The organism is Bradyrhizobium sp. AZCC 1678 (assembly GCF_036924765.1).
Classification (GTDB): Bacteria; Pseudomonadota; Alphaproteobacteria; order Rhizobiales; family Xanthobacteraceae; genus Bradyrhizobium; species Bradyrhizobium algeriense.
Genome location: NZ_JAZHSE010000001.1, coordinates 1,226,562 through 1,239,944, shown reverse-complemented (window position 1 = coordinate 1,239,944; position 13,383 = coordinate 1,226,562). Strand labels below are relative to the sequence as shown.

The window sequence follows — 13,383 nt, the reverse complement described above, 5'->3', positions numbered from 1 at the left end:
GTGCTTGTTGGTGCGCTGTTGCTTACGGCGGTCTCAACGGGTGCTGTTGCGCGCGAGTTTGGTATGCCCGATCCCCGGAACGAGAGGCATTTGATCGACGCGTTCCATTCCCGCCGGCTCGGCGCGGAGGAAGCCCTCGAACATATCAAGACCGGCGCGGCCGGTCTCAACCGTACCATCGTTGCATTGATCGGGGCGACGACGCCGCTATTGATCACGCGTCTTCGTGGAGTGGAATGAATTTGACCGGCGCACCGCAACAACAGCGAGCAGCGGAACGGCCGGCGAGCTTCGCCGCGCGCGGGCGTTTTCGCGTCGTGCAGTGGTTGCGCGCGGTGCCGATCCGCTGGCGCATCTTGTCGATCGCGGGATTGAACTCCGCCGTCGTCGTGGTGCTCGCCGTATTGATCTGGAACGGCGCCAAGGTGCTGGGCTCGGCCTGGGACGACGTCCGGCAGGTGCGCGAGTCCGACAAGATCCTGGCATTGCTGGAAAGCGAAACCAGCCGGCTGCAGAACCTGATCCATCGCTACATCAACCAGCCGAGCCCCGACCTGTTCGCCGAGATCCTGCTGCTGCGGGAAGCGGTGCTCGGCACGCTGACCACGCGCGCCGCGAACGATCCGATGCTGTCAGGATCGGTCGAGCGGCTCGAACACGTCACCGACCGTTTCCTCAACGGCTTCGGCGAATTGCGCGCCGTGCAGGCCACCATCACCAGGACCTATGAGCAGCAGGTGCTGGGCCCGGCCCGGGAAATGGCCGGGCTGTATTCGATCATCGAGGGCGCCACCGGGCATCGCGATGCGCAGATCTGGCCGGCACTCGGGAAATCCCGCGAGGCATTCACGGCCATGCTGGTCGCTACCAACGCCTATTATCTGTCGCGCGCCTCGACCTCCGCCGAGGACGCCCGCAGGAACACCGAGACGATCGAGAACACCATCCCCGCGATGGCCGACCTCGCCGACAACGACCTGCAGCGCATGGCGCTGACGCGGTTGAAGGCGCGGACGGTGGCGCTGCGCGAGGGGATGGCCAAGCTGACCGAGCAGCTCACGATCCGGACCGAGCTCTTGCGCAACACCATCGATGCCAGCCAGGCCGAGGCGATCGGCGTCATCGACGAGTTGTCGGTCAAGATGCGCCAGCGCGAGCAGAAGGCGCAGGAGACGTTCGACAAGACACTGGCGGGCATCTCGCGCCGGGTGCTGTCGATCGCGGTGATGTTCCTCGGCATCATCCTGTCCGCCGGCGTCCTGATCGCGCTCTCGATCCGCCTGCCGCTGCAGCAGATCCTGCGGGCGATGCATGCGATCACCTCGGGCAATTACGATCGCCGGGTGCAGGGCACCACCGCCCGGGACGAGGTCGGCGCCATGGCGCGCGCGGTGGACGTCTTCCGCGAAAACGCCATCGCCAAGCGCAAGACCGAGGACGAGCTGCGCGCCTCGAAGGAAAGGGCCGAAAGCGCGCTGCTCGAGCTCAACACCGCGCAGCAGAACCTGATCGACGCCGAACGGCTGGCGGCGCTCGGCGGACTGGTCGCCGGCGTCGCCCATGAGGTGAACAACCCGATCGGCATCAGCCTGACGGTGGCGTCGAGCTTTGCGCGCCGGGCTGAAACGTTCGAGCAGGAATTGCGCACCGAGCCGCTGCGCCGCTCCAAGCTCGACGAATTCGTCAAGTCCTCGCGCGACGCCGCAGGGCAACTGGTGGCGAACCTGCACCGCGCCGGCGAGCTGATCCAGTCGTTCAAGCAGGTGGCGGTGGACCGCTCGCACGCCGAGCGCCGGCAATTCAACCTCAGCGAGGCCACCGACCAGATCGTCGCCAGCCTGAAGCCGGTGCTGAAGAAGGCCGCGATCACGCTGTCGGTCGACGTGCCGGAAGGGCTTTTCATCGACGGCTATCCCGGCTCCTACGGCCAGATATTAACCAATCTTTTCCTCAACGCCGCCAATCATGCCTTTGCCGACGGCCGGTCCGGGGCGATCACGATCTCGGCGCGGGCGCGCGGCAGCGACGATGTCGAGATCATTTTTGCCGACAATGGGGCCGGAATGACGCCGGACGTGCAGCGGCAGGCGTTCGACCCCTTCTTTACGACGCGCCGCAACCAAGGCGGTACCGGGCTGGGCTTGCATATCGTCTATAATCTTGTCACTCAACAGCTCGGCGGCCGGATGATGCTGGAGTCAAGGCTGGGACAAGGCACCACATTCCGCATTATCATGCCTAAAGTCGCCCGGGGCGAACCCACGATTACAGACCAGACAGCAGCCGACGGAACTCCTCAATGGCCGAACAGGACGATGTCCTCCACCTGATCGACGATACCGGGACCGTTCCGGAGGACTCGTCCGCCCGCAAATGGAAGATCGCCGTCATCGACGACGATGCCGCGGTGCACGAGGGCACCCGCTTTGCGCTGAGCGACTACAATCTCCACGGCGCGACGCTGGAAATCCTGTCGGCCTATTCCGCGGCCGAGGGCCGCACCTTGATGCGCGAAAATCCCGACGTGGCGGCGGTGCTGCTCGACGTCATCATGGAAACCGATGTCGCGGGCCTGGACCTCGTCGAGTACATCCGCAACGAGCTCAAGAACGAGACTGTCCGCATCATCCTGCGCACCGGCCAGCCGGGACAAGCGCCCGAGCGCCGCGTCATCGTCCAGTACGACATCAACGACTACAAGGCCAAGACCGAGCTCACGGCCGACAAGCTGTTCACCTCGCTCACGGCGGCGCTGCGCAGCTACCAGCAGCTTGAGCGCATGGTGCAGACCAGGCGCGGGCTTGAAATCATCATCGACGCCGCCTCGACGCTGTACGACTTCAAATCGATGCAGCGGCTCGCGGAAGGCGTGCTGACCCAGCTCGCATCATTGCTCAATGTCGACTGCGCCGGCATCCTGGTGCTGCGCGACGACGGCGCCCCTGGGAGCGAATTCTCGGTCCTCGCAGGCTCGGGCTGCTACAGCCGCTTCATCGGCACCACGAGCTCCAAGGCGCTCGATCCGGATTTGCGGCAGATGGTAGAAGCCGCCTTCCAGCGTCGCAAGAACGAATTCGCCGACCACCGCAGCGTGCTTTACCTGCGCACCGGCTCTGGCCGCGAAGTGGTGGTGCTGCTGCAGGCCGAGCGCCAGCTTTCCGACACCGACCGCGCGCTGGTCGAGATTTTCTCCAGCCGGCTGTCGATCGCGTTCGACAACGTCATCCTCTACCGGCAACTGCACGAGGCCAATACCCAACTCGAGGACCGCGTCGCCCAGCGCACCCGCGCGCTGATGCAGGCCAACCGAAGGCTCTCGGCGCAGTGGCTGCGGCTGCAGCGCGCCAACGGCTTCAAGAACGAGATTCTCGGCACCGTCGCGCATGATTTGAAGAACCCGCTCGGCGTGATCCTCGGCCGCACCGAAATGCTGACCGAGTTGATCGGCGCCGGCTCGCCCAAGGAGAATGTCACCGCCCAGGTCGAGCACATCCGGGACGCCACCAAGCGCCTGACCTCGATGGTCGATCACCTGATTTCGGATGCGATGGCGGATGCCTTCGACATCACGATCCGCCGCGAACCGGTCGATGTCGCAGCGCTCGTGACCGAAGTCGCGGATTCCAACCTGCCCTCGGCGGTCAACAAGCAGCAGACCATCAGCGTGTCCGCCCCGCCGAACATCGTCACCATGTGCGATGCCGACCGGATCCGCGAGGCGATCGACAACCTCTTCAGCAACGCCATCAAATATTCACCGATCGGCGGCAAGATCACGGTAGCCGTCACCCATGAGGGTGGCGACACGGTGATCCGCATCGCCGACCAGGGCGCCGGCCTTTCGCCGGAGGATCTCGGCCGGCTGTTCGGCCGCTTCCAGCGGCTTTCGGCCAAGCCGACGGCCGGGGAAAGTTCGACCGGCCTTGGACTGTCGATCGTCAAACGTATCATCGACATGCATGGCGGCCATGTGACCGCGGAAAGCGCCGGCCCCGGACAGGGATCGACATTTACCGTTACACTGCCTGCGACAGAGACGACATGACCCAGAGCCCGCACATCATCATCGTCGACGACGAGGCGCCGGCCCGCGAGATGGTCGGCGATTACCTCAAGATGCACGGTTTCGGCGTCACGCTGTGCGACGGCGGAAAAAGCCTGCGCAGCGTGATCGAGACCAACGTGCCCGACCTCGTCGTGCTCGACCTCAACATGCCCGAGGAAGACGGGCTTTCGATCATTCGAGACCTGAAGAGCCGCGTCAATGTTCCCGTCATCATGCTGACGGCGACCGCGAGCCCGATCGACCGCGTCGTCGGGCTTGAACTCGGCGCCGACGACTACATCGCAAAGCCCTGCGAGCTGCGCGAACTGATGGCGCGCATCCGCTCGGTGCTTCGCCGCAGCACGCCGGCCAAGGCGGCGGCAGCACCTGAGGCTGCGGCTGCAACAAAGGCGGAGAAGGCGCAGTTGGTGCGGTTCGGCACCAAATGGCTGGACCTTGAAGCCCAGGCGCTGCGCGACGACGAAGGCAACGAACATCCGCTGACGGCCTCCGAATTCGGCCTGTTGAAAGTGTTCGCAGCCAACCCGAAGCGGGTTTTGTCGCGCGAGCGGCTGCTGGAGCTGGCCAATGCGCGCGACGCCGAAGCCTTCGACCGCGCGGTCGACCTGCGGATCATGCGCATCCGGCGCAAGATCGAGATCGACCCGACCAAGCCCGCCGTGATCCGCACGATCAGGGGCGGCGGCTATCTGTTCTCGCCGACGGGTGAGAAGGGTTAGCGTTGTGCGCTACCTCGCCCCGCTCTTGCGGGGTCGAGACGAGCGAAGCTCGCTCTTAGAGGGTTGGGGTGAGGGGCTCTCTCCGCGAACACTGCTGTCAATTGATGGACCTGTACCCCCTCACCCGGATTGCACCGGACGATGCTTCGCATCGCCGAGGCAATCCGACCTCTCCCCGCAAGCGGGGCGAGGTAAAAAGCCCCGTCCTTGCTAAAAGCATCGGAACAAATCCGCGTCCGAAATCATCCAATTTTCCACATATTGAAATTACTCACCTTTCACCCCCGAATGTTTCGTCGCAGGCCCCGCGACGAAACAATTCTTTCCTGCACGAAACCATTTTTCCCTTTTGGTGCAGACATCCCGAAACCGAGCCTAATTAACAATCCTCCCAACGAAACGCCGCCCGGCGTCGGAATTGGGGAGCCTGTCATGTCGAACGTCATCGCCATCAACGCCGCAGCCAAGAAGTCGATTGCCGCCGCCCGCGCGACATCCGACGAAATGCTGCTGCAGAGTATTGCCAAGGGCGACCGCACGGCGATGCATGTGCTTTATTCCCGTCATAACGTCCGGGTTTACCGCTTCGTGCTGCGCATGGTGCGCGACACCACGATGGCGGAGGACCTCGTCAGCCAGGTGTTCCTCGACGTATGGCGGACCGCCAGCCAGTTCGAGGGCCGCTCGCAGGTTTCGACCTGGCTGCTGTCGATTGCCCGCTTCAAGGCGCTGACCGCGCTGCGCCAGCGCAAGCATGAGGACATCGAGCAGGAAGACGTGCTGGAGATCGCCGACGAGGCCGACACGCCGGAAGCTTCGCTCGACCGCAGCAACACCAGCGCGATCCTGCGCGCCTGCGTCGCAAAACTGTCGCCGGCCCATCGCGAGATCATCAACCTGGTCTACTACCACGAGAAGTCGGTGGAAGAGGCCGGCGCGATCATCGGTATTCCCCAGAGCACGGTGAAGACCCGGATGTTCTATGCCCGCAAACAATTGGCCGAGTTGCTTAAGGGCGCCGGCGTGGACAGTATCGCTGCATAAAGTGAAGCTATTTCAATAGGTTAATACGGTGTTGGGGGCGAGGAACGGGTCGATTTCGACGGACAAAGATTACCTCCGGCGAAACAAATGAAACAATTGGCGACATCACCCGGAAAAACTCAGCCCCTATACCTTTCACCAACAACTTAAACGCCAACGCCGAACAGGAGAGCGAACATGCTGAAGCCGTCCTTCCGCCTTTTCATCGTCCCGCTCGGCGCCGTCGCGACGCTGGCCACCCTGTCGGCCCAGAACGTTCAGCCCCGCGCCCAGCGCGACAGCGGTTCGACGTTCGTGCGTGAACAGGTGGTGGACTGCGGCACCAAGAGTCCCAAGGAGGTCTGCGTGATCTCCTACGACAGCGAGACCCCCCGCTGAATTTCTCACCTCCCAAGTTCTGGTTTTCCAAGTTCTAGCCTTCCAAGCTCTCAACCTCCCAAGTAACCTCCAACGACCCGGCCGGGATGCCCCCCAGCCGGGTCGCTTTGCGTTGGCGCCTGATTTCGTGTGCATCGAGCGAAAAAGTCTCACAGAGACGTGACGCCTCCCGACCTTCGCGCGCGTAACGCCCTGCCCCATCACCGCGAATTTCATCAAGCACCCGGCAATGGTTCCGCCGGGCCCCGGTGATGGACGTCTTCGATGCTCAATCTCGTTCTCGCGCTGCTCGCAGGTGTCGTCACCGTGGCTGCGCCTTGCACGCTGCCGATGCTGCCTATCCTCCTCGGGGCATCGGTCGGCCAGACCGGCAAGGCACGGCCGGCGATGATCGCGCTCGGCTTTGTGATGTCATTCTCGATGGTGGCATTGCTGCTGAGTGCGATCACGCGCGTGTTCGATTTCGATCCGAATCATCTGCGAAACACCGCGGCGGTCGTGCTGGTCGGCTTTGGATTGCTGATGATCTGGCCGACGCCGTTGGAGTGGCTCGCAACCCGGATCGGCAGATTCAACGGCCATTCGGCCGCATCCCGTCAGGGCGTGATTGGCGGCTTCGTGCTGGGCACCACGCTCGGCCTGGTCTGGACGCCCTGCGCCGGCCCGGTGCTGGGTTCGATCCTGACCGTCATTGCGACGTCGAAAGACACCGCCTGGGCGAGCCTGCTGCTCGTCGTCTACGCCATCGGCGCGGCGCTGCCGATGCTTGCCATCGCCTATGGCGGCCAGGCCGTCACCACCCGCGTTCGCAGCGTCGCGCGGATTGCCCCGCGCCTGCAGCAGGGGTTCGGCGTCGTCGTGATCGCCTTCGCGCTGCTCGCTTACTTCCAGTACGACACGCTGATCGTGGCGTGGCTGACCGGATTTTACCCCAATGGCCAGATCGGCCTCTGATCCAATGGAGACCACCATGACCCTACGCTCGCTCGCCACATCCGCCGGGATTGCGATGCTTTCTCTCGCAGGCTCCGCGGTGCCAGCCTTCTGCGGTGATGCGGCACGCGCGACGGAAACACCGTTCACGGTCGCCGCGACACAGGCCACCGCGCCCGATTTCGTCGGCCTCGGCAACTGGTTCAATTCCGCGCCGCTCAAACTGGCCGATCTCCGCGGCAAGGTGGTGCTGGTGAATTTCTGGACCTATGGCTGCGTCAACTGCGTGAACACGCTGCCGCATGTCACCAAGCTCTACGCCAAATACAGGGATCGCGGTCTCGTCGTCGTCGGCATCCACACGCCGGAATTTCCGTTCGAACGCTCTGCGTCCAATGTCCGGACGGCGCTGAAGCGGCACGGCATCACTTATCCGGTGGCGCAGGACAACGACTCGCAGACCTGGAACGCCTACCGAAACCGCTATTGGCCAGCGCAATATATCGTCGACCAGAATGGCAAGATCGTGTTCCAGCACGATGGTGAAGGCCAGTACGAGGAGATCGACCGAACGGTGGCGCGGCTGCTGAACGCGGCGAGCTGAGATAAATCAACTGAGGCTGTCACATTACGGTCGCATACTTTTGCGGCTTGACGTGACCACGCCGGTCATGATGTTTGCCGCCGACGATGGATACCGCGGCAAGCGAGAATGAAGTCAGGCTGCGCAAGGGCACGTCGCTCAATGAGCGGCTCGTTCTCGCAGGCATTGCCGCAATTTTGTGTTTGATCGCCCTGCCAGGCCTCGCTCACCTTGCAAACGACCAATGGCTCGGCATCGCCGCCCTGTTTGCGTTGCTGTTCGGGTGCCTGCTGCTGAGCGCCGCGCTCTTTGATCGCAACGTCGTCTGGATCATTACGTCAGGCGAAATCCTGATCGGCGAACAGCGTCCATTCGGGAAGTTGCACCGAAGATTGATCAGAGACGACGAAATAGCCGGGATGCGTCTGCGAAAGAGCATCGGCAAATCAGTGGAGTTCGCCCTCGTAGTCGAGACCGAATCGGGGGATACGCTCACCTCACCTCCGCTGCCTGATGTCACCCAAGTGCAAAAAACCACTTTGCAGATCGCCTGGCTGCTTCAGTTGCCCGCTCCCGAATTAGCCGAGAACCCCCTCGACGCCGCCAATCCCCGGATACGACTGGGTAAGCCGATCAGTTCCAAACGCGTCCGGGCCTACAGGGCTCTCGTCGTGCTGTTCGCCTGCTCGCTGAGCCTTCCATTCGTCTATGCGCTCTGGAGCGGCAAATTGTCCACCCTTGGAATCGCCGTCTGGTCGCTCGGCGCGATCATGGCCTTCGTGCTGATCAGGCATCTCTATCGGACCAGTGCATTCTGGATTGTCCGCGACGGCGCCATCAGGTTTGAACGGCTGTCGTTGAAGGGTACGATAGAGACGGATACGGTCGGCGATGACGATGTCGAGCGCATCGACATCGAAAGCGGCGGCCGGAGGGGCAGCCACTACGTCATCGCGATCCGGCTCCGCACCGGGAGGAAGATCCGCAGTCCGGTGCTGGTCGGCAAGGAGCAGACCCGGGCCGTGCGGGCAGAGATCGCCCGGCGACTGGCACTGAATCCATCGGACGTCGGCTAGACCTGCACGCCTGTTCCGCTTGGCGCGCAGGTATGATCGTCGTATCGGGCGTGGTAGGATGTACGCCTGGTTCGGGCGCAATTTTCGAAAACTCTGGTTCGGTTTTTTCGAGATCGCGCCCGATGAAACTGCGACAGGTGGTGCCGATGTTCGAAGGCTGGGATGCGGTCGTATTGGCCCGGGCGCAGTTTGCTTTCACAATGTCGTTCCACATCATATTCCCTGCCTTCTCGATCGGGCTTGCCAGCTATCTCGCCGTGCTCGAAGCGCTGTGGCTTTGGACCGGACGCGAGGTCTATATCAACCTGTTCAACTACTGGCTGAAGATCTTTGCCGTCGCCTTCGGCATGGGCGTGGTGTCGGGCATCGTGATGTCCTACCAGTTCGGCACCAACTGGTCGGCGTTTTCCGACAAGACCGGTCCGGTGATCGGCCCGCTGATGGCTTACGAGGTTTTGACTGCGTTCTTCCTCGAGGCAGGTTTTCTCGGCGTGATGCTGTTCGGCCTGCAGCGCGTCGGTCCAAAGCTGCATTTTCTGGCGACGCTGATGGTCGCGATCGGCACGCTGATTTCGGCGTTCTGGATTCTATCAGCGAATTCCTGGATGCAGACGCCGACGGGCCACGCCATCAACGCCGACGGGCAGTTCATCGCCGCCGACTGGCTGAAAGTGATCTTCAACCCGTCATTCCCCTACCGTCTCGTGCACATGGTGCTGGCGGCCTATCTGACCACCGCGCTGGTGGTCGGCGCGGTCGGCGCCTGGCACCTGCTGCGCGACCGCCACCTCGCTGGTCCGCGCGTGATGTTTTCGATGGCGATGTGGATGGCCACGTTGGTGGCGCCGATCCAGATCCTCGCCGGCGACCAGCACGGGCTCAACACGCTGGAGCATCAGCCGGTGAAGATCATGGCGATGGAAGGCCATTTCCAGAGCCACAAGGACGGCGCGCCCTTGATCCTGTTCGGCCTGCCCAACCAGAGCGCCGGCAGGGTCGACTACGCGATCGAAGTGCCGAAGCTGGGTTCGGTGATCCTCAAGCACTCGCCGGACGCGCCGATGGCCGGCCTCGACACGGTGCCGCGCGAAAACTGGCCGCCGGTGCCGATCACGTTCTGGTCGTTCCGGATCATGGTCGGCATGGGACTGCTCATGCTGGCGCTCGGCCTGTTCAGCCTGCTGATGCGCGTGCAGGGCAAACTCTACGATTCCCGGCTGTTGCACTTGTTCGCGGTCGCAATGGCGCCCGCGGGATTCATCGCCGTGCTCGCGGGCTGGATCACCACCGAGACCGGACGCCAGCCGTTCACGGTCTATGGATTGCTGCGCACGGCTGAATCCGCCTCCCCGCTGGCGGCGCCCGCGGTCGCCTCCTCGCTGATCGCCTTCATCATCGTCTATTTCGCCGTCTTCACGGCCGGCGTGATCTATCTGCTGCGCCTGATGGCGGCGGCGCCGCATCCGGGCGAAGAAGGACCGTCGCACGAGGTCCCGATCCGCACGGCGGGCATCACGCCTGCCGCCGGCGCGGTTACCGAGGGAGCCACCCGATGATCCCGATCGATCTTCCCATCATCTGGGCTTTCATCATCGCCTTTGCGGTGTTCGTCTATGTCGTGATGGACGGCTTCGACCTCGGCCTCGGCATCCTGTTTCCGCTGTTCCCGGAGAAGCGGGATCGCGACGTCGTCATGAACAGCGTCGCCCCGGTCTGGGACGGCAACGAAACCTGGCTGGTACTCGGCGGCGGCGGGCTGATGGCGGCGTTTCCGCTGGCCTATGCGGTACTGATGCCGGCGCTTTACACGCCCATGATCGTGATGCTGCTCGGCCTGGTGTTCCGCGGCGTCGCCTTCGAATTCCGTTGGCGCACGACGGCCCAGCGTAACCGCTGGGACATCGCCTTTTTCGGCGGATCGCTTTTGGCGACGCTGGCGCAGGGAATCGCACTCGGCGCCATCCTGCAAGGCGTGCATGTCGAAGGACGAAGCTATGCCGGCGGCTGGTGGGACTGGCTGACGCCGTTCAGCATCCTGACCGGTGTATCGCTGGTGGTTGGCTATGCGCTGTTAGGCGCGACATGGCTTGTCATGAAGACGGAAGGCGAGTTGCGCGACCGCGCCTATCACCTGAGCTGGGTCCTGTTGCTCGCGATGCTCGGGACCATCGCCGCGGTCAGCATCGCGACGCCGTTCCTCCATATACAGTACACCGAGCGCTGGTTCGCCTGGCCGAACGTCCTCATGACGGCACAGGTACCGATTTCGGTTGCTGTAGTCACCGCCCTGCTGCTGCGCAGCCTTGCCAGGAAATATGACTACCAGCCGTTCTTCCTGACGCTGGCGCTGTTCGCGCTGTCCTATGCCGGGCTCGGCATCAGCATGTATCCCTACATCGTGCCGCAGAGCATCACGATCTGGCAGGCGGCAGCGCCGGCAAACAGCCAGATCTTCATGCTGTTCGGCGTGGCCGCGCTGATTCCGCTGATCCTCGGCTATACCGCCTGGGCCTATTGGGTGTTTCGCGGCAAGGTCAAACCCGAGAGCGGGTATCATTGAGCCAGATCAAGCCAGAACAGCGCCCGCTGACACAGCGTCTGCTGTGGTTCGTCGCGCTTTGGCTCGGCGGCGTCGGCACCGTGACGCTGATTTCATTTTTGCTGAGGCTGTGGATCGCGCCGAAATAAGGCCAGCCAGACGGCCCCATGAATATGGCAGAGCGTAAAATTAGAAGGCATTTCAGTTACATATTCGCCACATTCGCCCTAAACTTGCCATCTAGCTGGCCCTGAGATTTTATGGTTCCGTTGATTTGGCCAAGTCCACCGCCACTTGGCCCAGCGCGCCAGAAGGAGAGTTCGCGATGACGAAGTTTCGGCACCTGATCTGGATGTTGATCGCCACGGGCGGCCTGATCCTCTCGGCCCCGCAGAGCCAGGCCCAGACGCGACAGCCCGACGTCGGCGACCAGCCCGGGCTTATCGCTGACGAATCCGTCGAACTCGATCCGCAATTCAAGAAGACGGCGGTGTTCTATCGCACCAGCGAGGCGCCGGGCACCATCATCGTCGTCACGGCCGAGCGCCATCTCTATCTGATCCAGGGCAACGGCCGCGCGCTGCGCTATGGCATCGGCGTCGGCCGCGAAGGGTTTCAGTGGCAGGGACTCGTGAACATCACGCGCAAGGCGGAATGGCCGGACTGGACGCCGCCGCCGGAGATGATCGCGCGCCAGCCCTATCTGCCGCGCTTCATGGCCGGTGGCCCCGGCAATCCGCTCGGCGCGCGCGCGATGTATCTCGGCACCACCGTCTACCGCATTCACGGCACCAACCGGCCCGACACCATCGGTACCGCCGTCTCATCCGGCTGCTTCCGGCTGGTCAACGCCGACGTCGCCGACCTCTATGAGCGTGTGCCGGTCGGCACCAAGGTCATCATCCGGCAAAAGCCGGAACTGTAATTGCGACACGGCCTCTCCTGCCGATCCATTCCCTGAAATTAGTGAGTTTAAAAATGCTACGGACATTTCGAGGCGGCCTCCTCATCGGGCTGGCGGTCGCAATCGCGGTCGCGGCTATCGCGATCACCTATGAGCGTTACGATACCAAGACCCTGAAGCGGACCATCCGCCGCGGCGACGTGCTGTGCGGCGTCAACAAGGGTCTGCCGGGCTTCTCAATTCCCGACGACAAGGGTGACTGGACCGGCTTCGACGTCGATTTCTGCCGCGCGGTGGCCGCCGCCATTTTCGACGACCCCAAAAAGGCGAAATTCGTGCCGCTGGACGCCAGCGAGCGTTTCAAGGAGCTGCAGAGCCGCAAGGTCGACATCCTCTCGCGCAACACGACCTGGAGCATGTCGCGCGAGAGCAACAACTACCTCTATTTCCCGGCGGTGGCCTATTATGACGGCCAGGGTTTCATGCTGCCGCGCTCGCGTAACATCGATTCAGCGCTGGACCTCAATAACAGCAAGGTTTGCGTGCAAGAGGGGACAACGACGCTGCTCAACCTCGCCGACTACTTCCGCGCCAACAACATGAAATACACGGAAGTCAAGTTTTCCAGGCTGGAAGAGGTGCTCAAAGCCTATGAGTCCGGCAAATGTGACACCTTTACCGGCGACGTCTCCCAGCTCTATGCACTCCGGTTGAACCTTACCCAACCGAACGACAACGTCATCCTGCCCGACGTCATCTCCAAGGAGCCGCTCGCCCCCGTGGTACGGCAGCGCGACGACGACTGGATGATGATCGTGAAGTGGACGCTGTATGCGATGATCAACGCCGAGGAACTCGGCGTCACCTCGAAGAACATCGACGAGGCGCTGAAGTCGAAGAAGCCCGACGTCATGCGGCTGGTCGGCACCGAAGGCAGTTACGGCGAAGACCTCGGACTATCCAAGGACTGGGCCGCCCGGATCATCCGTCATGTCGGCAATTACGGCGAGATATATGACCGCAATGTCGGCGAAGGATCGAAGCTGAAGATCCCGCGCGGGCTGAATTCGCTCTGGAGCAATGGCGGCATCCAGTACGCCCCGCCGATCAGGTAGGTCTCTCCGCTAGCCACACCCACTAC

General features: G+C 62.8%; 14 protein-coding genes. All 14 read left to right on the top strand.

Going from position 1 to position 13,383, the window contains the following annotated elements; all coding sequences use genetic code 11:
- Positions 1-63: 63 nt before the first annotated feature.
- The 14 genes from V1294_RS05825 (at position 64) to V1294_RS05760 (ending at position 13,357) form a co-directional block, all read left to right on the top strand.
- Positions 64-240 carry a hypothetical protein gene (locus V1294_RS05825; RefSeq protein WP_334495748.1) on the top strand — a complete coding sequence of 59 codons (177 nt, stop codon included), beginning with the start codon at positions 64-66 and terminating at the stop codon, positions 238-240.
- Positions 237-2,330 carry a sensor histidine kinase gene (locus V1294_RS05820; protein WP_334495746.1) on the top strand — a complete coding sequence of 698 codons (2,094 nt, stop codon included), beginning with the start codon at positions 237-239 and terminating at the stop codon, positions 2,328-2,330. Before V1294_RS05825 ends, V1294_RS05820 begins: the two co-directional genes overlap by 4 nt.
- A complete protein-coding gene (locus V1294_RS05815; protein ID WP_334495744.1) occupies positions 2,300-4,045 on the top strand; it encodes an ATP-binding response regulator in 1,746 nt (581 codons plus the stop codon). The genes V1294_RS05820 and V1294_RS05815 overlap by 31 nt, the downstream gene beginning before the upstream one ends.
- On the top strand, positions 4,042-4,785 hold the full coding sequence (locus V1294_RS05810) for a response regulator (protein ID WP_334495743.1): 744 nt from the start codon (positions 4,042-4,044) through the stop codon (positions 4,783-4,785). Before V1294_RS05815 ends, V1294_RS05810 begins: the two co-directional genes overlap by 4 nt.
- Before the next feature lie 432 nt (positions 4,786-5,217).
- Positions 5,218-5,829: a sigma-70 family RNA polymerase sigma factor gene (locus tag V1294_RS05805; protein WP_108519611.1), complete on the top strand. Its 612-nt coding sequence runs from the start codon at positions 5,218-5,220 to the stop codon at positions 5,827-5,829.
- A 177-nt stretch (positions 5,830-6,006) separates the two neighbouring features.
- Entirely contained in the window at positions 6,007-6,207 is a 201-nt protein-coding gene (locus tag V1294_RS05800; RefSeq protein ID WP_247782850.1) for a hypothetical protein, read from the top strand.
- Between the two features lie 264 nt (positions 6,208-6,471).
- Positions 6,472-7,161: a cytochrome c biogenesis CcdA family protein gene (locus V1294_RS05795; RefSeq protein WP_334495741.1), complete on the top strand. Its 690-nt coding sequence runs from the start codon at positions 6,472-6,474 to the stop codon at positions 7,159-7,161.
- 16 nt (positions 7,162-7,177) lie between these two features.
- A complete protein-coding gene (locus tag V1294_RS05790) occupies positions 7,178-7,744 on the top strand; it encodes a thioredoxin family protein (protein WP_334488658.1) in 567 nt (188 codons plus the stop codon).
- Positions 7,745-7,830: 86 nt separating this feature from the next.
- On the top strand, positions 7,831-8,799 hold the full coding sequence (locus V1294_RS05785) for a hypothetical protein (RefSeq protein ID WP_334495739.1): 969 nt from the start codon (positions 7,831-7,833) through the stop codon (positions 8,797-8,799).
- A 146-nt stretch (positions 8,800-8,945) separates the two neighbouring features.
- On the top strand, positions 8,946-10,355 hold the full coding sequence (locus V1294_RS05780) for a cytochrome ubiquinol oxidase subunit I (RefSeq protein WP_334504506.1): 1,410 nt from the start codon (positions 8,946-8,948) through the stop codon (positions 10,353-10,355).
- Entirely contained in the window at positions 10,352-11,359 is a 1,008-nt protein-coding gene (gene cydB / locus V1294_RS05775) for a cytochrome d ubiquinol oxidase subunit II (RefSeq protein WP_334495737.1), read from the top strand. The genes V1294_RS05780 and cydB overlap by 4 nt, the downstream gene beginning before the upstream one ends.
- On the top strand, positions 11,356-11,487 hold the full coding sequence (locus V1294_RS05770) for a DUF2474 domain-containing protein (protein WP_334488651.1): 132 nt from the start codon (positions 11,356-11,358) through the stop codon (positions 11,485-11,487). Before cydB ends, V1294_RS05770 begins: the two co-directional genes overlap by 4 nt.
- A 176-nt stretch (positions 11,488-11,663) precedes the next feature.
- Positions 11,664-12,263 carry a L,D-transpeptidase gene (locus V1294_RS05765; RefSeq protein WP_334488648.1) on the top strand — a complete coding sequence of 200 codons (600 nt, stop codon included), beginning with the start codon at positions 11,664-11,666 and terminating at the stop codon, positions 12,261-12,263.
- Positions 12,264-12,316: 53 nt separating this feature from the next.
- Complete coding sequence (locus tag V1294_RS05760; protein ID WP_334495735.1) at positions 12,317-13,357, top strand: amino acid ABC transporter substrate-binding protein; 1,041 nt, start codon at positions 12,317-12,319, stop codon at positions 13,355-13,357.
- The last annotated feature ends 26 nt before the right edge of the window (positions 13,358-13,383 follow it).

Excerpts from the sequence above, each read along its gene's own strand:
- V1294_RS05825 (WP_334495748.1), top strand. The coding sequence starts at position 64 with ATGCCCGATCCCCGGAACGAGAGGCATTTGATCGACGCGTTCCATTCC.
- V1294_RS05820 (WP_334495746.1), top strand. The coding sequence starts at position 237 with ATGAATTTGACCGGCGCACCGCAACAACAGCGAGCAGCGGAACGGCCG.
- V1294_RS05815 (WP_334495744.1), top strand. The coding sequence starts at position 2,300 with ATGGCCGAACAGGACGATGTCCTCCACCTGATCGACGATACCGGGACC.
- V1294_RS05810 (WP_334495743.1), top strand. The coding sequence starts at position 4,042 with ATGACCCAGAGCCCGCACATCATCATCGTCGACGACGAGGCGCCGGCC.
- V1294_RS05805 (WP_108519611.1), top strand. The coding sequence starts at position 5,218 with ATGTCGAACGTCATCGCCATCAACGCCGCAGCCAAGAAGTCGATTGCC.
- V1294_RS05800 (WP_247782850.1), top strand. The coding sequence starts at position 6,007 with ATGCTGAAGCCGTCCTTCCGCCTTTTCATCGTCCCGCTCGGCGCCGTC.
- V1294_RS05795 (WP_334495741.1), top strand. The coding sequence starts at position 6,472 with ATGCTCAATCTCGTTCTCGCGCTGCTCGCAGGTGTCGTCACCGTGGCT.
- V1294_RS05790 (WP_334488658.1), top strand. The coding sequence starts at position 7,178 with ATGACCCTACGCTCGCTCGCCACATCCGCCGGGATTGCGATGCTTTCT.
- V1294_RS05785 (WP_334495739.1), top strand. The coding sequence starts at position 7,831 with ATGGATACCGCGGCAAGCGAGAATGAAGTCAGGCTGCGCAAGGGCACG.
- V1294_RS05780 (WP_334504506.1), top strand. The coding sequence starts at position 8,946 with ATGTTCGAAGGCTGGGATGCGGTCGTATTGGCCCGGGCGCAGTTTGCT.
- cydB (WP_334495737.1), top strand. The coding sequence starts at position 10,352 with ATGATCCCGATCGATCTTCCCATCATCTGGGCTTTCATCATCGCCTTT.
- V1294_RS05765 (WP_334488648.1), top strand. The coding sequence starts at position 11,664 with ATGACGAAGTTTCGGCACCTGATCTGGATGTTGATCGCCACGGGCGGC.
- V1294_RS05760 (WP_334495735.1), top strand. The coding sequence starts at position 12,317 with ATGCTACGGACATTTCGAGGCGGCCTCCTCATCGGGCTGGCGGTCGCA.